Annotated in this window: 16 protein-coding genes; 13 read left to right on the top strand and 3 right to left on the bottom strand. The window is 70.9% G+C overall.

Annotated elements, in window-relative coordinates; genetic code table 11:
* A partial coding sequence (locus tag K6I33_RS15895; RefSeq protein ID WP_229352331.1) for a bifunctional (p)ppGpp synthetase/guanosine-3',5'-bis(diphosphate) 3'-pyrophosphohydrolase occupies positions 1 to 2,350 on the top strand: 2,350 nt, incomplete at its 5' end.
* Between the two features lie 77 nt (positions 2,351 to 2,427).
* Here the strand turns inward: K6I33_RS15895 and K6I33_RS15890 are convergent.
* The gene (locus K6I33_RS15890; RefSeq protein ID WP_229352329.1) at positions 2,428 to 3,657 is read right to left on the bottom strand and encodes a DUF349 domain-containing protein; all 1,230 of its coding nucleotides are present in this window, start codon (positions 3,655 to 3,657) and stop codon (positions 2,428 to 2,430) included.
* A gap of 213 nt (positions 3,658 to 3,870) precedes the next feature.
* Complete coding sequence (locus tag K6I33_RS15885; protein WP_229352327.1) at positions 3,871 to 4,680, bottom strand: peptidylprolyl isomerase; 810 nt, start codon at positions 4,678 to 4,680, stop codon at positions 3,871 to 3,873.
* Positions 4,681 to 4,891: 211 nt separating this feature from the next.
* Between K6I33_RS15885 and K6I33_RS15880 the strand changes: the two genes are divergently transcribed.
* The 4 genes from K6I33_RS15880 to K6I33_RS15865 all read left to right on the top strand — a co-directional run bounded on the left by K6I33_RS15880 (position 4,892) and on the right by K6I33_RS15865 (position 9,036).
* Entirely contained in the window at positions 4,892 to 5,602 is a 711-nt protein-coding gene (locus tag K6I33_RS15880; RefSeq protein WP_229352326.1) for an MBL fold metallo-hydrolase, read from the top strand.
* Between the two features lie 10 nt (positions 5,603 to 5,612).
* Complete coding sequence (gene hisS / locus K6I33_RS15875; protein WP_229352325.1) at positions 5,613 to 6,875, top strand: histidine--tRNA ligase; 1,263 nt, start codon at positions 5,613 to 5,615, stop codon at positions 6,873 to 6,875.
* A gap of 60 nt (positions 6,876 to 6,935) precedes the next feature.
* Complete coding sequence (locus K6I33_RS15870; RefSeq protein ID WP_229352323.1) at positions 6,936 to 7,598, top strand: vitamin K epoxide reductase family protein; 663 nt, start codon at positions 6,936 to 6,938, stop codon at positions 7,596 to 7,598.
* Positions 7,599 to 7,683: 85 nt separating this feature from the next.
* Entirely contained in the window at positions 7,684 to 9,036 is a 1,353-nt protein-coding gene (locus K6I33_RS15865) for a replication-associated recombination protein A (RefSeq protein ID WP_229352322.1), read from the top strand.
* A gap of 112 nt (positions 9,037 to 9,148) precedes the next feature.
* Here K6I33_RS15865 and K6I33_RS15860 read toward each other — a convergent pair whose 3' ends face one another.
* The gene (locus K6I33_RS15860) at positions 9,149 to 9,865 is read right to left on the bottom strand and encodes a DUF2470 domain-containing protein (protein ID WP_229352321.1); all 717 of its coding nucleotides are present in this window, start codon (positions 9,863 to 9,865) and stop codon (positions 9,149 to 9,151) included.
* A gap of 201 nt (positions 9,866 to 10,066) precedes the next feature.
* Here K6I33_RS15860 and rpsD point away from each other — a divergent pair, with 201 nt between their 5' ends.
* The 8 genes from rpsD to K6I33_RS15820 all read left to right on the top strand — a co-directional run.
* On the top strand, positions 10,067 to 10,681 hold the full coding sequence (gene rpsD, locus K6I33_RS15855; protein ID WP_229352320.1) for a 30S ribosomal protein S4: 615 nt from the start codon (positions 10,067 to 10,069) through the stop codon (positions 10,679 to 10,681).
* A gap of 220 nt (positions 10,682 to 10,901) precedes the next feature.
* Complete coding sequence (locus K6I33_RS15850; RefSeq protein ID WP_229352317.1) at positions 10,902 to 11,345, top strand: DUF948 domain-containing protein; 444 nt, start codon at positions 10,902 to 10,904, stop codon at positions 11,343 to 11,345.
* A 9-nt stretch (positions 11,346 to 11,354) separates the two neighbouring features.
* Positions 11,355 to 11,684: a hypothetical protein gene (locus K6I33_RS15845; protein WP_229352315.1), complete on the top strand. Its 330-nt coding sequence runs from the start codon at positions 11,355 to 11,357 to the stop codon at positions 11,682 to 11,684.
* Positions 11,684 to 14,353 (top strand): alanine--tRNA ligase, encoded by a 2,670-nt coding sequence (gene alaS, locus K6I33_RS15840; protein ID WP_229352313.1) that lies wholly within the window; start codon positions 11,684 to 11,686, stop codon positions 14,351 to 14,353. The genes K6I33_RS15845 and alaS overlap by 1 nt, the downstream gene beginning before the upstream one ends.
* A gap of 1 nt (position 14,354) precedes the next feature.
* A complete protein-coding gene (gene ruvX / locus K6I33_RS15835; RefSeq protein ID WP_229352312.1) occupies positions 14,355 to 14,819 on the top strand; it encodes a Holliday junction resolvase RuvX in 465 nt (154 codons plus the stop codon).
* Between the two features lie 124 nt (positions 14,820 to 14,943).
* Complete coding sequence (mltG, locus tag K6I33_RS15830; protein ID WP_229352305.1) at positions 14,944 to 16,719, top strand: endolytic transglycosylase MltG; 1,776 nt, start codon at positions 14,944 to 14,946, stop codon at positions 16,717 to 16,719.
* Complete coding sequence (locus tag K6I33_RS15825; protein ID WP_229352302.1) at positions 16,716 to 17,564, top strand: shikimate dehydrogenase; 849 nt, start codon at positions 16,716 to 16,718, stop codon at positions 17,562 to 17,564. Before mltG ends, K6I33_RS15825 begins: the two co-directional genes overlap by 4 nt.
* A 180-nt stretch (positions 17,565 to 17,744) precedes the next feature.
* The coding region (locus K6I33_RS15820) for a chorismate synthase (RefSeq protein ID WP_229352296.1) at positions 17,745 to 18,084 on the top strand (340 nt) is incomplete at its 3' end.

Below are 18,084 nucleotides of genomic sequence, written 5' to 3'. Positions count from 1 at the left end.
GCTGGAGGAGCCGGTCCCGGCGCGCCCCACGCCGCCGCAGGGCCCCGCGCCCCGGCCCGGCTCCTCCAGCCGCGTCCGCGCCCGCCTCGCCCGCCTGGGCGTCCAGCGCTCCAGCCCGTACAACCCCGTCCTCGAGCCGCTGCTGCGCATCGTGCGCGGAAACGATCCGAAGGCCGACACCGGCACGCTGCGCCAGATCGAGCGGGCCTACCAGGTCGCCGAGCGCTGGCACCGGGGCCAGAAGCGCAAGAGCGGCGACCCGTACATCACCCACCCCCTCGCCGTCACCACGATCCTCGCCGAGCTGGGCATGGATCCGGCCACCCTGATGGCCGGCCTGCTGCACGACACCGTCGAGGACACCGAGTACGGCCTGGAGGACCTCCGCCGCGACTTCGGCGACCAGGTCGCCCTGCTCGTCGACGGCGTCACCAAGCTGGACCGGGTGCAGTTCGGCGAGGCCGCCCAGGCCGAGACCGTGCGCAAGATGGTCGTCGCCATGGCCAAGGACCCGCGCGTCCTGGTCATCAAGCTCGCCGACCGCCTCCACAACATGCGCACCATGCGCTACCTCAAGCGGGAGAAGCAGGAGAAGAAGGCCCGCGAGACCCTGGAGATCTACGCCCCGCTGGCCCACCGGCTGGGCATGAACACCATCAAGTGGGAGCTGGAGGACCTCGCCTTCGCGATCCTCTACCCCAAGATGTACGACGAGATCGTCCGTCTCGTCGCCGAGCGGGCCCCCAAGCGCGACGAGTACCTGGCCATCGTCACCGACGAGGTCCAGGCCGACCTGCGCGCCGCCCGCATCAAGGCGACCGTCACCGGCCGCCCGAAGCACTACTACAGCGTCTACCAGAAGATGATCGTGCGGGGCCGGGACTTCGCCGAGATCTACGACCTGGTGGGCATCCGCGTCCTCGTCGACACCGTCCGCGACTGCTACGCGGCGCTCGGCACCGTCCACGCCCGGTGGAACCCGGTCCCGGGACGGTTCAAGGACTACATCGCGATGCCCAAGTTCAACATGTACCAGTCGTTGCACACGACGGTCATAGGGCCCAGCGGCAAGCCCGTCGAACTCCAGATCCGCACGTTCGACATGCACCGCCGCGCCGAGTACGGCATCGCCGCGCACTGGAAGTACAAGCAGGAGGCCGTCGCCGGCGCCTCCAAGATCCGTACGGATGTGCCGAAGAACGCCGGCAAGAACCAGGACACCGTCAATGACATGGCCTGGCTGCGGCAGCTCCTCGACTGGCAGAAGGAGACCGAGGACCCGGGCGAGTTCCTGGAGTCCCTGCGCTTCGACCTCTCGCGCAACGAGGTCTTCGTCTTCACGCCCAAGGGCGATGTCATAGCGCTCCCGGCGGGCGCCACGCCCGTCGACTTCGCCTACGCCGTCCACACCGAGGTCGGCCACCGCACGATAGGCGCCCGGGTCAACGGACGGCTCGTCCCGCTGGAGTCCACGCTCGACAACGGCGACCTGGTGGAGGTCTTCACCTCCAAGGCCGCCGGCGCCGGCCCCTCCCGCGACTGGCTGGGCTTCGTCAAGTCCCCGCGCGCCCGCAACAAGATCCGCGCCTGGTTCTCCAAGGAGCGCCGCGACGAGGCCATCGAGCAGGGCAAGGACGCCATCGCGCGCGCCATGCGCAAGCAGAACCTGCCGATCCAGCGGATCCTCACCGGCGACTCGCTGGTCACCCTCGCGCACGAGATGCGCTACCCCGACATCTCCTCCCTCTACGCCGCCATCGGCGAGGGCCATGTCGCGGCGCAGGGCGTGGTGCAGAAGCTCGTCCAGGCCCTCGGCGGCGAGGACGCGGCCACGGAGGACATCGAGGAGGCCGCACCGATCCGCGGCCGCTCCAAGCGGCGCTCCAGCGCCGACCCCGGCGTGGTCGTCAAGGGCGTCGACGACGTCTGGGTGAAGCTGGCCCGCTGCTGCACCCCCGTCCCCGGCGACCCGATCATCGGCTTCGTCACCCGGGGCAACGGCATCTCCGTGCACCGCGCGGACTGCGTCAACGTCGACTCGCTCTCGCAGCAGCCCGAGCGGATCCTCGACGTGGAGTGGGCGCCGACGCAGTCGTCGGTCTTCCTCGTCGCCATCCAGGTGGAGGCGCTGGACCGTTCCCGGCTGCTCTCGGACGTCACCCGGGTGCTGTCCGACCAGCACGTCAACATCCTGTCGGCCGCCGTGCAGACCTCCCGCGACCGGGTGGCCACCTCGCGCTTCACCTTCGAGATGGGCGACCCGAAGCACCTGGGGCACGTCCTGAAGGCGGTGCGCGGCGTGGAGGGCGTCTACGACGTCTACCGTGTGACGTCGGCCCGCAGGCCGTAAGCGGTCCACAGCGGCCCATGAGTAAGGGGCTCCGGCAATAGCCGGAGCCCCTTACTTCTTACTTCGTGACGGCCCGATCAGCCGCCGAACTCCTCAAGCCCCTTCAGGGCCTGGTCCAGCAGCGCCTTGCGGCCCTCGAGCTCCTTCGCGAGCTTGTCGGCCTTCGCGTCGTTGCCCGCGGCGCGCGCCTTGTCGACCTGCTCCTGGAGCTTGTCGACGGCGGCCTGGAGCTGACCCGTCAGCCCGGCCGCACGGGCCCGCGCCTCCGGGTTCGTACGCCGCCACTCGGCCTCCTCGGCCTCCTGGATGGCCCGCTCGACCGCGTGCATCCGGCCCTCGATCTTCGGGCGGGCGTCGCGCGGCACATGACCGATGGCCTCCCAGCGCTCGTTGACCGAACGGAACGCGGCCCGCGCCGCCTTCAGATCGGTCACCGGGAGCAGCTTCTCGGCCTCGACGACCAGCTCCTCCTTGAGCGTGAGGTTGCCGGACTGCTCCGCGTCGCGCTCGGCGAAGACCTGGCCGCGGGCCTGGAAGAAGACGTCCTGGGCGCCCCGGAAACGGGCCCACAGCTCGTCCTCCGCCTCGCGCTGGGCGCGCCCGGCGGCCTTCCAGTCGGCCATCAGGTCGCGGTAGCGCGCGGCCGTCGGGCCCCAGTCCGTCGAGCCCGAGAGCGACTCGGCCTCGGCGACCAGCTTCTCCTTGACCTTGCGGGCGTCCTCGCGCTGCGCGTCCAGCGAGGCGAAGTGCGCCTTGCGCCGCTTGGAGAACGCCGACCGGGCGTGCGAGAAGCGGTGCCACAGCTCGTCGTCGGTCTTGCGGTCCAGCCGGGGCAGGCCCTTCCAGGTGTCCACCAGGGCGCGCAGCCGCTCGCCGGCCGCGCGCCACTGCTCGCTCGCCGCCAGCTCCTCGGCTTCGGCGACCAGCGACTCCTTGGCCGTACGGGCCTCCTCGGACTGCTTGGCCTTCACCGCCTTGCGCTCCTCGCGGCGCGTCTCGACGGTGGCGACCAGCTTGTCCAGCCGCTCCCTCAGCGCGTCCAGGTCTCCCACCACATGGTGCTCGTCGACCTGGGTGCGGATGTGCTCGATCGCGGCCGTCGCGTCCTTGGCCGAGAGATCGGTGGTCTTCACCCGACGCTCGAGGAGGCCGATCTCGACGACCAGGCCCTCGTACTTGCGCTCGAAGTAAGCCAGGGCCTCCTCCGGGGACCCCGCCTGCCACGAGCCGACGACCTGCTCGCCGTCGGCGGTACGCACGTACACGGTGCCCGTCTCATCGACGCGGCCCCACGGGTCGCTGCTCACAGCGCCTCCTCCACATGATGGCGGGGCCGTCGTCGCGGCCCGCGCGCATCGTCCACAGTTGTTGCCGGGCAGGGCCGCGCCCTGGCCGGTCCGACGGCTTGATCGTTCGGGTGCGCAGAACCGTCGGAGCAGGCACCCTACACAACGCCAACATAGGCGAACGGCGGCCCGCGTGTCCGTATCCCGCGCGACCGAAATTTCGCCGTGCGGGCGTCAGCTTCTGGTCACCGCCGCCTTGTCGATGACGACGGTGGCGTTCGGCGCGCCGTCGCCGGCCCCGGACTGCTCACCCGCGTCGGCGATCTTCTTCAGCGTCTTCATGCCCTCGGCGCCGATGGTGCCGAACGGCGTGTACTGCGGCGGCAGCTGGCTGTCCTGGTAGACGAGGAAGAACTGGCTGCCACCGGTGTGCGGCTGGCCGGTGTTGGCCATCGCGACCGTGCCCGCGGGGTAGACGTTCCCCTTGAGCTTCGAGTCCTTGAGGTTCTCGTCCTCGATGGTGTAGCCGGGGCCGCCCTGGCCGGTGCCCTTGGGGTCGCCGCACTGGAGGACGTAGATCCCGGCGGTGGTCAGCCGGTGGCACTTGGAGTGGTCGAAGAAGCCCTCCTTCGCCAGGAAGTCGAAGGAGTTGACCGTGTGCGGGGCGTTCGCGGCGTCGAGCTTGAGGTCGATGGCGCCGCACGTGGTCGTGAGGTTCATCGCGTACGACGCCGACTTGTCGACCGTCATCTCCGGCTCGGACTTCCACGTCTTGGCGGACGGCGTGCCCGGCGCGGGCTTCGCGCAGGGGTCCGGGCCCTTCTTGGGCGTGGGGGCGGCGTCGACGGAGGTGTCCTTCTTCTTGTCGTCGACGAGGGCGCCCGTGGCGTACGCGGTCGCGCCCGCGGCCAGCACCACGGCGACTCCGGCGGCGATCACCGCGTTCCTGCGGCGGGCCTTGCGGCGGGCCGCCTCGCGGCGCTGCTGCTGCCGTTCAAACTTCTCCCGGGCGAGCTGGCGCCGCCGCTGCTCGTTAGTGACCACCGGGTCCTCTCCTCGTGTCGTCGCTGTGCATGTCATGAGCCACGAATCGCAAGTGTCGCCCGTACCGTATACGGGTTCGCCGTGGTGGGAGTGCCGCCGGTAGGCTCTGAGGCGGTCGGGTGTCCCCGCCCGGGGGCGTCCGCCGGAAAGACCGCCTGCAAGACCGCCTGCAAGACCGCCTGCAAGAACTCGCCGATCATTAAGGACGAACGTGCTCATTGCCGGGTTCCCCGCCGGGGCCTGGGGGACCAACTGCTATCTGGTCGCCCCCGCCGCCGGCGAGGAGTGCGTGATCATCGACCCGGGCCACCAGGCGGCCCAGGGAGTCGAGGAAGCGCTCAGGAAGCATCGGCTCAAGCCCGTCGCCGTCGTCCTCACCCACGGCCACATCGACCACGTCGCCTCGGTCGTCCCGGTGTGCGGTGCCCATGACGTCCCCGCCTGGATCCACCCCGCCGACCGCTACATGATGAGCGACCCGGAGAAGGCCCTCGGCCGCTCCATCGGGCAGCGGCTCATGGGCGAGCTCACGGTGGGGGAGCCGGACGACGTCAAGGAGCTCTCCGACGGCAGCCGGCTGGAACTCGCGGGGCTGGAGTTCTCCGTCGCGCACGCGCCCGGCCATACCAAGGGGTCGGTGACCTTCAGGATGCCCGAGACCGCCGAGATCCCCTCGGTGTTCTTCTCGGGCGACCTGCTGTTCGCCGGCTCCATCGGACGCACCGACCTGCCCGGCGGTGACCACGCCGAGATGCTCCAGTCGCTGGCCCGTGTGTGCCTGCCCCTGGACGACTCGACCGTGGTGCTGTCCGGCCACGGCCCCCAGACGACCATCGGCCAGGAGCGCGCCACCAACCCCTACCTCAGGGAAGTGGCCGCCGGCCCCGGAGCCGCCCACCCGGCTCCGCGACGAGGAATGTGACGAGAGTTCCGTGAGCACCTTCAAGGCCCCCAAGGGCACCTACGACCTCCTTCCGCCCGACTCGGCGACCTACCTCGCCGTGCGCGACGCCATCTCCGCCCCGCTCAAGCGGGCCGGCTACGGCTATGTGGAGACCCCCGGCTTCGAACAGGTCGAGCTGTTCTCCCGCGGCGTCGGCGAGTCCACCGACATCGTGACCAAGGAGATGTACACCCTCACCACCCGCGGCGGCGACCAGCTCGCCCTGCGGCCCGAGGGCACCGCCTCCGTGCTGCGCGCCGCCCTGGAGGCCAGCCTCCACAAGGCCGGCAACCTGCCCGTCAAGCTCTGGTACTCGGGCTCGTACTACCGCTACGAGCGCCCGCAGGCCGGCCGCTACCGCCACTTCTCGCAGGTCGGCGCGGAGGCCATCGGCGCCGAGGACCCGGCGCTGGACGCCGAGCTGATCATCCTGGCCGTCGACGCCTACAAGTCGCTGGGCCTCAAGAACTTCCGCCTGGTGCTCAACTCCCTCGGCGACAAGGAGTGCCGCCCCGCCTACCGGGCCGCCCTGCAGGACTTCCTGCGCGGCCTGGACCTGGACGAGGACACCCGCCGCCGCATCGACATCAACCCGCTGCGCGTCCTCGACGACAAGCGCGAGGCCGTCCAGAAGCAGCTCGTCGGCGCCCCCATGCTCCGCGACCACCTGTGCGAGGCGTGCAAGGCGTACCACGAGGAGGTCCGCGCGCTGCTGACCGCCGCCGGTGTCGCCTTCGAGGACGACGAGAAGCTGGTCCGGGGTCTGGACTACTACACCCGCACCACCTTCGAGTTCGTCCACGACGGCCTCGGCTCGCAGTCCGCGGTCGGCGGCGGCGGCCGCTACGACGGCCTCTCCGAGATGATCGGCGGCCCCGCCCTGCCGTCCGTCGGCTGGGCGCTCGGCGTCGACCGTACGGTGCTGGCCCTCAAGGCCGAGGGGATCGAGCTCGAACTGCCCGCCACCACCCAGGTCTTCGCGGTGCCGCTGGGCGAGGAGGCCCGCCGGACGCTCTTCGGCGTGGTCACCGAGCTGCGCCGGGCCGGTGTCGCCACCGACTTCGCCTTCGGCGGCAAGGGCCTGAAGAACGCCATGAAGTCGGCCAACCGCTCCGGCGCCCGCTTCGCGCTCGTCGCCGGTGAGCGGGATCTCGCCGAGGGCGTGGTGCAGCTCAAGGACCTGGAGAGCGGTGAGCAGAAGGCCGTGGCCCTCGACACCGTTGTGAGTGAGGTCCTTTCGGCCCAGGGCTGATTCACAGACTGCTGGTGCAGAATGGGGCGGCAACGGCCTACTGATGGGATCGACAGCGCTATGACGACTTCGGCACTCGACCGTTCCGACACCGACGGCGTGGAGCGGGACGGCCCCGCCACGGGTGCGGCGGGCGGCAGCCGTGCGTTCGCGTGGCTGCTGGTGATCACCGGTGCGGCCGGGCTGCTGGCCTCGTGGGTCATCACGATCGACAAGTTCAAGATCCTTGAGGCCAAGGTCGACGGGAAGACGTTCACCCCCGGGTGCAGCCTCAACCCCATCGTCTCCTGCGGCAACATCATGGAGAGCGCCCAGGCCAAGGCCTTCGGGTTCCCCAACCCGATGCTCGGCCTGGTCGCCTACGGCATGATCATCGCGATCGGCCTGGCGCTGCTGACCGGCGCCCGTCTGCCCCGCTGGTACTGGCTCGGGATGGAGGCCGGCTGCCTCTTCGGCGTCGGCTTCGTCACCTGGCTCCAGTACCAGTCGCTGTACGTCATCGGCTCGCTCTGCCTGTGGTGCTGCCTGGCCTGGGTCGCCACCATCCTCATGTTCTGGTACGTCACCGTGCAGAACGTCCGGCACGGCTTCATCCCCGTGCCGGACGGGCTCAAGCGGGGACTGCTGGAGTTCCACTGGGTGCTGCCGGTGCTGCACGTCGGCGTCATCGGGATGCTGATCCTCACCAAGTGGTGGTGGTTCTGGACGGGCGGCACGGCCTGACACGCGCCCTCGCACCGGCTCGACCGACGCCGCCGGACCTTCGGGTCCGGCGGCGTTGTCAGTGGTGTGGCATAGGGTTTCGAGCGTGGAGCCCGACCTGTTCACCGCCGCCGCGGAAGACCGCCAGGAGAAGGATCCGGCGGGCAGTCCGCTGGCCGTCCGGATGCGCCCCCGTACGCTCGACGAGGTCGTGGGGCAGGGGCACCTGCTCAAGCCCGGCTCCCCGTTGCGCCGCCTGGTGGGGGAGGGGAGCGGCGGTCCCGCCGGGCCCTCCTCGGTGATCCTCTGGGGGCCGCCCGGCATCGGGAAGACCACGCTCGCGTATGTGGTCAGCCAGGCCACCAACAAGCGCTTCGTGGAGCTCTCCGCGATCACCGCCGGGGTCAAGGAGGTACGGGCCGTCATCGACGGCGCCCGCCGCGCCTCCGGTGGCTACGGCAAGGAGACCGTCCTCTTCCTGGACGAGATCCACCGCTTCAGCAAGGCCCAGCAGGACTCCCTGCTGCCCGCCGTGGAGAACCGCTGGGTCACGCTCATCGCGGCCACGACGGAGAACCCGTACTTCTCGATCATCTCCCCGTTGCTCTCGCGCTCCCTGCTGCTGACGCTCCAGGCGCTGACGGACGACGATCTGCGCGGCCTGATCGCCCGCGCCCTCACCGACGAGCGCGGGCTGGGCGGGGCCGTCGCCCTCTCCCCGGACGCCGAGGCCCATCTGCTGCGCATCGCGGGCGGCGACGCCCGCCGCGCGCTCACGGCGCTGGAGGCGGGCGCGGGCTCGGCCATCGCCAAAGGCGAGGACGAGATCACCCTGGAGACCCTGGAGGGCGCGGTCGACCGGGCGGCCGTGAAGTACGACCGCGACGGCGATCAGCACTACGACGTGGCGAGCGCCCTGATCAAGTCGATCCGCGGCTCGGACGTGGACGCGACGCTGCACTATCTGGCGCGGATGATCGAGGCGGGGGAGGACCCCCGCTTCATCGCCCGTCGGCTGATGATCTCGGCGAGCGAGGACATCGGCCTGGCGGACCCGACGGCCCTCCAGACGGCGGTGGCCGGGGCGCAGGCCGTCGCCATGATCGGTTTCCCCGAGGCGAGGATCACACTGAGCCAGGTGGCGGTGGCGCTGGCGCTGGCCCCGAAGTCCAACGCGGCGTATCTGGCGATCGACGCCGCGCTGGCGGACGTACGGGCGGGGCTGGCGGGGCCGGTGCCGGCGCATCTGCGGGACAGCCACTACAAGGGGGCGGAGAAGCTGGGGCACGGGGAGGGGTACCAGTACCCCCACGATCTGCCTGGTGGCATCGCGGCTCAGCAGTACGCGCCGGATTCCGTGCACGGGAAGGTGTACTACGAGCCGACGCGGTACGGGGCGGAGGCGCGGTACGCGGACGTCGCCGACCGGGTTCGCTCGCGCTTGCGCGGGGACGCGTAGCGGTTCGGGTGCGGCCCGGTGGGCCGGTTTGTGCCCAGCCTCCCCCAGCTACCGCTGGGAGGTGCCCCCAGCCCTGCGGAACGGGTGCCCACAAACCGGCTGGGCCCGGTCCTCAGTAACCCGCCGCGTCGAACAACTGGTGCATCGCCCGCCGCAGGGCGACGACGTCCTCGACCGGCTCGGGGAACTCGAAGCGGGCGTCGAAGGAGCGGTCGGCCGCCGGGCCGGCGCCGTGGCGGCGGGTGAAGCGGACGCGGAGGCCGAAGCGGTCCAGGGCCACCGGCACCGCCGAGGCGTAGGCGTCCCACGCGTCGCTCTCGCGGTCCCCGAGCAGCGAGCACAGGCTCCGCACCTGATCGCCGTGGCCGGCGTGGAGGTGCTGGAGCAGCTCCGCCTCGTGCTCGACCAGCGGGTCGGGGCAGGCCCGGGCGAAGACCTCGGGCTCCACGGTCTCCGCGCCCCACAGGTCGTCCACGCTCGCCTCGCCCAGCTCCAGCCGCAGCAGCATCCGGCCCGGCTCGGCCACCCCGGGCACACAGGTCAGCCAGCCGGACAGCCAGGCGCGGCCGCGGATACGGTTGGGGACGGAGACGGGCGCCACATCCGTGAGCTCCAGGACGACGGCCAGCTCGTCGTCCTGGGCGTGGGTGGCGGCCCGTACGGCCGGGGAATCGGCGGGCAGGACGAGGAAGACCTCGCCGTCCGGGCCCACCGTGCGCACGTCCGGCAGCAGCTGGTCCGGGTAGGAGCCGGTCAGCCCTGGAATCAGCAGCACCGCGGAGCATGTACTCTGTACGAGAGTTCGTGTGCGCTCGGCTGCTGACGGCATCCGTGCGATTTCAAGTCCGCTGGGACGCGGCTGACCACGATCTGATCGGACCTCCGTCACGTCGACGCCTTCCAGAGCGTCGGATCCCTGTTGGGATCCTTTCGTGCTGTCCGTGATGTGACTGGTGTTCCCCGGACGAGACATGCGATCTCCTTGAGTAAGGTAAGCCTAACCTAACTTATCAACGGAGGTCTGGAGAACGTGCCTAACCAGTCGCGTCCCAAGGTCAAGAAGTCCCGTGCGCTCGGCATCGCGCTGACGCCGAAGGCCGTCAAGTACTTCGAGGCCCGCCCCTACCCGCCGGGCGAGCACGGCCGTGGCCGCAAGCAGAACTCGGACTACAAGGTCCGTCTGCTTGAGAAGCAGCGTCTGCGCGCCCAGTACGACATCAGCGAGCGCCAGATGGCGCGCGCCTACGACCGTGCCAAGAAGGCCGAGGGCAAGACGGGCGAGGCGCTGGTCGTCGAGCTCGAGCGTCGCCTCGACGCCCTGGTCCTGCGTGCCGGCATCGCCCGCACCGTCTACCAGTCGCGCCAGATGGTCGTCCACGGCCACATCGAGGTCAACGGCAAGAAGGTCGACAAGCCGTCCTTCCGCGTCCGCCCGAACGACGTCGTGACCGTTCGCGAGCGCAGCCGTGCCAAGCACCCGTTCCAGGTCGCCATGGCCGGTGGCTACGCCGGTGAGGGCGAGACCCCGCGTTACCTGCAGGTCAACCTGCAGGCGCTGGCGTTCCGCCTGGACCGCGACCCGAACCGCAAGGAGATCCCGGTGATCTGCGACGAGCAGCTCGTCGTCGAGTACTACGCCCGCTAATCCCGGCCGTAGGACCTCTCCTTTCGCCCAGCCCGTCGTTCCGTCGGCCCTCGTGGCCGCGGGCCGGCGGGCTGGCGCGTTTCCGGGGCCCCGAAGGCCCCGGATCCCGTCGTACATCCGTGCCGTACGGACCGGTAATGCGGTACGGCCGCGAAGGCCCGGCGCGATAAGGTCGGTATCCGACAAGCAGTGCAGGACAACAGCTAGGGAGCGGTGCAGCGTGTCCGGTGGAGAGGTGGCCGGGATCCTCGTGGCCGTCTTCTGGGCGATCCTCGTGTCGTTCATCGCCCTGGTGCTGGTCCGGCTCGCACAGACGCTGAGAGCGGCCACCCGACTTGTCGCCGACATCTCCGAGCAGGCCGTCCCGCTGCTGGCCGACGCGTCCGCGACCGTCCGTTCCGCCAACACCCAGCTCGCCCGCGTCGACTCGATCACCGCGGACGTCCAGGAGGTCACGGCGAACGCCTCGGCGCTCTCCTCGACCGTCTCCTCCGCCTTCGGCGGCCCCCTGGTCAAGGTCGCCGCGTTCGGCTACGGCGTGCGCCGCGCGATGGGCCGCAAGGCCGAGCCGGAGCCGCGGAACACCGTCTTCGTCGGCAGGGCCGTCGACAAGAAACTGCCGTCCGCCCGGTTCGGCGGCCGCCGTACCCGTGGGAAGGGCTGAGACCCGGAAATGTTCCGCCGCACGTTCTGGTTCACCACCGGCGTAGCAGCCGGCGTGTGGGCCACCACCAAGGTCAACCGCAAGCTCGCCAAGCTCACCCCGGAGAGCCTGGCGCTCCAGGCGGCCGACCGGGCCGTGATCGCCGGCCGCAAGGTCAAGCTCTTCGCCCTCGACGTGCGCGACGGCATGGCCCACCGGGAGGCGGCCCTCAAGGACGCCCTGGGTCTCAACGCCGTCCCGCCGGAGCCCGACCGCCGCGCCCTTCCCGAGCAGCGCCGCCTCGTCGCTCTCGAACAGCACCACACCTACAACTCGTTCACCCGGAAAGAGGACCACTGATGGAGTCGGCTGAAATCCGCCGCCGCTGGCTGCGCTTCTTCGAGGAGCGCGGGCACACCGTCGTCCCCTCGGCGTCGCTCATCGCGGACGACCCGACCCTGCTGCTGGTCCCGGCGGGCATGGTCCCCTTCAAGCCCTACTTCCTCGGTGAGGTCAAGCCGCCCTTCCCGCGCGCCACGAGCGTGCAGAAGTGCGTCCGCACCCCGGACATCGAAGAGGTCGGCAAGACCACCCGCCACGGCACGTTCTTCCAGATGTGCGGCAACTTCTCCTTCGGCGACTACTTCAAGGAAGGCGCCATCAAGTACGCCTGGGAGTTGCTGACGACTCCCGTGGCGGACGGCGGCTACGGCCTGGAGCCGGAGAAGCTCTGGATCACCGTCTACCTCGACGACGACGAGGCCGAGCGCATCTGGCGCGACGTCATCGGCGTGCCGGCCCAGCGCATCCAGCGCCTGGGCAAGAAGGAGAACTACTGGTCCATGGGCGTCCCGGGCCCCTGCGGCCCGTGCTCCGAGATCAACTACGACCGGGGCCCGGAGTTCGGCGTCGAGGGCGGCCCCGCCGTCAACGACGAGCGCTACGTGGAGATCTGGAACCTGGTCTTCATGCAGTACGAGCGCGGTGCCGGCGAGGGCAAGGAGGACTTCCCGATCCTCGGCGACCTGCCCAGCCAGAACATCGACACCGGCCTCGGCCTCGAGCGCCTGGCGATGATCCTCCAGGGCGTGCAGAACATGTACGAGACCGACACCCTGCGTGTCGTGATCGACAAGGCCACCGAGCTCACCGGCGTCCAGTACGGCACGGCCAAGAACACCGACGTCGCGCTGCGCGTGGTCGCCGACCACATGCGCACCTCCACCATGCTCATCGGCGACGGCGTCACCCCCGGCAACGAGGGCCGCGGCTACGTCCTGCGCCGCATCATGCGCCGCGCAATCCGCAACATGCGCCTGCTGGGTGCCACCGGCCCGGTCGTCGCCGAGCTGCTCGACGTCGTCATCCGCACGATGGGCCAGCAGTACCCCGAGCTGCTCACCGACCGCACGCGCATCGAGACCGTCGCGCTCGCCGAGGAGGCCGCCTTCCTCAAGGCCCTCAAGGGCGGCACCAACATCCTCGACACCGCCGTCACCGAGACCAAGGCCGCCGGCGGCACGGTCCTCTCCGGCGACAAGGCGTTCCTGCTCCACGACACCTGGGGCTTCCCCATCGACCTCACCCTGGAGATGGCCGCCGAGCAGGGCCTCTCCGTGGACGAGGACGGCTTCCGCCGTCTGATGAAGGAGCAGCGGGAGCGCGCCAAGGCCGACGCCAAGGCCAAGAAGACCGGCCACGCCGACCTGTCCGCCTACCGTGAGGTCGCCGACGCCTCCGGCGAGACCGACTTCACCGGCTACACCACCACCGAGGGCGAGTCGACCATCGTCGGCCTGCTCGTCGACGGTGTGTCCTCGCCGGCCGCCACCGAGGGCGACGAGGTCGAGGTCGTCCTGGACCGCACCCCCTTCTACGCCGAGGGCGGCGGCCAGCTCGCCGACCAGGGCCGGATCAAGCTCCACTCCGGTGCCGTGATCGAGGTCCGCGACGTGCAGAAGCCGGTCCCCGGCGTGCACGTCCACAAGGGTGTCGTCCAGGTCGGCGAGGTCACCGTGGGCGCCTCCGCCTACGCCGTCATCGACGTCAAGCGCCGCCGCGCCATCGCCCGCGCCCACAGCGCCACCCACCTCACCCACCAGGCGCTGCGCGACGCCCTGGGCCCGACGGCCGCCCAGGCCGGTTCGGAGAACTCCCCGGGCCGCTTCCGCTTCGACTTCGGCTCGCCGACCGCCGTGCCCGGCAGCGTCCTCGTCGACGTCGAGCAGCGCATCAACGAGGTCCTCTCCAGCGAGCTCGATGTGCACGCCGAGGTCATGAGCCTGGAGGAGGCCAAGAAGTCCGGTGCCATCGCCGAGTTCGGCGAGAAGTACGGCGAGCGCGTCCGCGTCGTGACCATCGGCGACTTCTCCAAGGAGCTCTGCGGCGGTACGCACGTCGCCAACACCGCCCAGCTGGGTCTGGTGAAGCTCCTCGGCGAGTCCTCGATCGGCTCCGGCGTGCGCCGTGTCGAGGCCCTCGTCGGCGCCGACGCCTACAACTTCCTGGCCAAGGAGCACACGGTCGTCGCCCAGCTCACCGAGCTGGTCAAGGGCCGTCCCGAGGAGCTCCCGGAGAAGATCTCCGGCATGCTCGCCAAGCTCAAGGACGCCGAGAAGGAGATCGAGCGCTTCCGCGCCGAGAAGGTCCTCCAGGCCGCCGCCGGCCTGGCCGAGGGCGCCAAGGACATCCACGGCGTCGCCCTGGCCGTCGGCCGGGTGCCGGACGGCACCGGCGCCGACGACCTGCGCAAGCTGGTCCTCGACGTCCGCGGCCGCATCCAGGGCGGCCGGGCCGCCGTGGTGGCCCTGTTCACCGTGGCCAACGGCCGTCCGCTGACCGTGATCGCCACCAACGAGGCCGCCCGTGAGCGCGGTCTGAAGGCCGGCGACCTGGTCCGTACGGCCGCGAAGACCCTCGGTGGCGGTGGCGGCGGCAAGCCGGACGTCGCCCAGGGCGGCGGCCAGAACCCCGAGGCCCTCGACGAGGCCATGGCCGCCGTCGAGCGCCTCGTGGCCGAGGCGGCCTGACGTGCGACGCGGCAGGCGCATCGCCGTGGACGTCGGGGACGCCCGGATCGGGGTCGCCTCGTGCGACCCCGACGGGATCCTCGCCACTCCGGTGGAGACCGTCCCCGGCCGGGACATCCCCCAGGCCCACAAGCGGCTGGTGGCGATCGTCGCGGAGTACGAGCCCATCGAGGTCGTCGTCGGCCTGCCCCGCTCCCTCAAGGGGGGCGAGGGCCCGGCGGCGGCCAAGGTGCGCACCTTCGCCAAGGAGATGGCCCGGCGGGTCGCCCCGGTGCCGGTGCGGCTGGTCGACGAGCGGATGACGACCGTCACAGCGGCCCAGGGACTGCGCGCCTCCGGCGTCAACGCCAAGAAGGGCCGTTCCGTGGTGGACCAGGCGGCCGCGGTGGTCATCCTCCAGAACGCCCTGGAGATCGAGAAGGTCTCCGGGCGGCCGCCGGGCGAGCCCGTCGACGTGGTCATCTGATCGCAATACGGTAACGTTCCGCGCGACATGGCAGCTGTTCGAATGTCTTCAGGGCAGGACCAGACGTCGGACTTCCGCGCTTCACCGAGCGCACTGGCTGCCGCTGTGCGGCTCTAGGGGATAGATGACTGAGTACGGCCGGGGTTCCGGCTCCCAACCGTGGCATCCCGAGGACCCTCTGTACGGGGACCGGGGTTACACCGGGCAGCAGTACACGCAGCCCCACCAGGCCCAGCAGTCGCAGCCCCCCTACGCCGGCCAGCAGCAGGACTACGGCTGGGACCCCTCGCAGCAGGCGGGGGGCCCCGGCCCGTACTCCACCAACGGTCAGGGCGAGCAGTACACCGGGCAGCAGACCGGCACGTACCCGAGCGGTGGCCAGCAGGGCTACTACGAGTACGACACCGGTGCCCACGGCTACCCCGACCAGCACACGGGCCAGCACCAGGCCCTCCACCCGGGGAACCAGCACACCGGGCAGCACCAGGTGCCCGTGGGTCAGCACACCGGCCAGCATCAGATGCCCATGGACCAGCACACCGGGCAGCACCAGATGCCCGTGAACCAGCACACGGGCCAGCACCAGATGCCGCAGGCCCCCGCCGAGCAGCACACGGGCACCCATCAGATGCCCCAGGCGCGCACCGCGCCCGCCGACTCCGTCGACGAGAAGATCTCCCTCTTCGACGACATCGACGACCGTCCCCTCACCCCCGCCGTCCTCGACGACGACCCCGACGACGGCGACGAGCCCGCCCGGGGCCGTGACCGGCGCGGCAGGAAGGGCAACGGCGGCAAGGGCAAGGGCCGGGACAAGAAGAACAAGCGCCGCAGCGGCACCGCCTGCCTGCTCGTCGCCGTGGTGCTCGTCGGCGGCCTGGGCGGCGCCGGCTACTTCGCCTACGACTACTACGAGACCCACTACGGCACCGCGCCCGACTACGAGGGCGAGGGCACCGGCCAGGTGCAGGTCGAGATCCCCAAGGGCGCCAGCCTCACCGAGATGGGCCAGGTCCTCCAGAAGGCCGGTGTCGTCAAGAGCGTCGGCGCCTTCACCTCGGCCGCCGCGAAGAAGTCCATCCAGCCCGGCACGTACACCCTCCACAAGGAGATGTCCGGCGCCGCGGCCGTGGCGATGATGACCAACTCGGCGAACTTCCTCACCTTCGCCGAGGGCATGCGGGCCGCCGAGATGTACTCCATGATCGACAAGAAGCTGGGGCTCGCGCCGGGCACCACCAAGGGTGTCGCCAAGAGCCAGGCCAAGAACCTGGGCCTGCCCGAGTGGGCGAACAGCGAACCCGACGTCAAGGACCCGCTGGAGGGCTTCCTCTTCCCGTCGCAGTACAGCGCCGGCAAGGGCACCAAGCCGGAGGACCTCCTGCGCCAGATGGTCGCCCGCGCCAAGCAGAACTACGACGCGCAGGACGTGACGGGCAAGGCCGCCGCGCTGGGCCTGAAGTCCCCGATGCAGGTCATCACCGTCGCGAGCCTCGTCCAGGTCGAGGGCAAGTACAAGCACGACTTCGACAAGATCTCGCGGGTGGTCTACAACCGGCTCAAGCCGGACAACAAGGAGACGGCCGGCTTCCTCGACTTCGACTCCACCGTGAACTACGCCAAGAGCCAGAGCACTCTCGACATCGGTGCCGTCAGCGATCTGCGGAAGTTCAAGCACCCGTACAACACGTACTACATCAAGGGCCTGCCGCCCGGGCCGATCAGCAACCCCGGCCTGGAGGCGCTGAAGTCCGCGCTCCAGCCGGCGGACGGCCCCTGGTACTACTTCGTCTCCATCAACGAGAACGAGACCCTGTTCGCGGCGACGAACGCGGAGCACAACAAGAACCGCCAGCGGTACGAGCAGGAGAGCAAGGCCAAGAAGGCGGGCGGGCAGTGACCGGCCCCGCCACGGCCGCACGGCACCGGGCCGCCGTCCTCGGCTCGCCGATCGCCCACTCGCTCTCCCCGGTCCTCCACCGGGCCGCCTACGCGGAACTGGGCCTGGGGGAGTGGACGTACGACCGCTTCGAGGTGGACGAGGCCGCCCTGCCCGCCTTCATGGCGGGTCTGGGCCCCGGCTGGGCCGGGCTCTCCCTCACCATGCCCCTCAAGCGGGCGGTGATCCCGCTGCTGGACGACGTCAGCGCCACCGCCCGGTCCGTGGAGGCGGTCAACACCGTCGTCCTCACCGACGACGGCCGCCGCCTCGGCGACAACACCGACATCCCCGGCATCGCCGCCGCCCTGCGCGAGCGGGGCGTGGAGAAGGCCGGATCCGCCGCGATCCTCGGCGCCGGCGCCACCGCCTCCTCCGCGCTCGCCGCCCTCGCCCGGATCTGCACCGGCGAGGTCACCGTGTACGTCCGCAGCGCCGAGCGCGCCGCGGAGATGCGCGAGTGGGGCGAGCGGCTGGGCGTGCCCGTGCGCACCGCCGACTGGTCGCGGGCGGCCGAGGCCCTCGCGGCGCCGCTGGTCGTCGCCACCACCCCCGCCGGGGCCACCGACGCCCTCGCCGGGGCGGTGCCCGAGCGCCCCGGCACGCTCTTCGACGTCCTCTACGAGCCCTGGCCGACCCCGCTGGCCGCCGCCTGGGCCGGACGCGGCGGCACCGTCCTCGGCGGCCTGGACCTGCTGGTGCACCAGGCCGTGCTCCAGGTCGAGCTGATGACGGGCCGTGCCCCGGCCCCGCTGGCGGCCATGCGGGCCGCCGGAGAGGCCGCGCTGGCCGCCCGCACGCGCTGAGGCGGCCGTCCACCACGTGACGCCGCCGGTCCACACCCTGGACCGGCGGCCGGGAATGTCCGCCCGGCATGGGAGGATCGGGGGTGGCGGGCCAGGGTCGCGCTCCCCGGCCCACCGCCGCGCCGCGCCCCCGGGCCGTCGCGCGGCATGAGATTCGAGCGCGCGAGCAGAGGAGCACCGTTGAGCAGGTTGCGCTGGCTGACGGCGGGGGAGTCGCACGGCCCCGCACTCGTGGCGACGCTGGAGGGACTTCCCGCCGGCGTGCCGGTCACCACGGAGATGGTGGCGGACCACCTGGCGCGGCGGCGGCTCGGCTATGGACGCGGCGCGCGGATGAAGTTCGAGCGCGACGAGATCACCTTCCTCGGCGGCGTCCGGCACGGACTGTCCATGGGCTCCCCGGTCGCGGTCATGGTGGGCAACACCGAGTGGCCCAAGTGGGAGAAGGTCATGGCGGCCGACCCCGTCGACCCCGCCGAGCTGGCCGAGCTCGCCCGCAACGCCCCGCTCACCCGCCCCC

Source organism: Streptomyces sp. UNOB3_S3 (assembly GCF_020740895.1).
GTDB lineage: Bacteria > Actinomycetota > Actinomycetes > Streptomycetales > Streptomycetaceae > Streptomyces.
The sequence above is the reverse complement of the archived record's forward strand: the minus strand, read 5'-3'. Positions and strand labels throughout refer to the sequence as shown.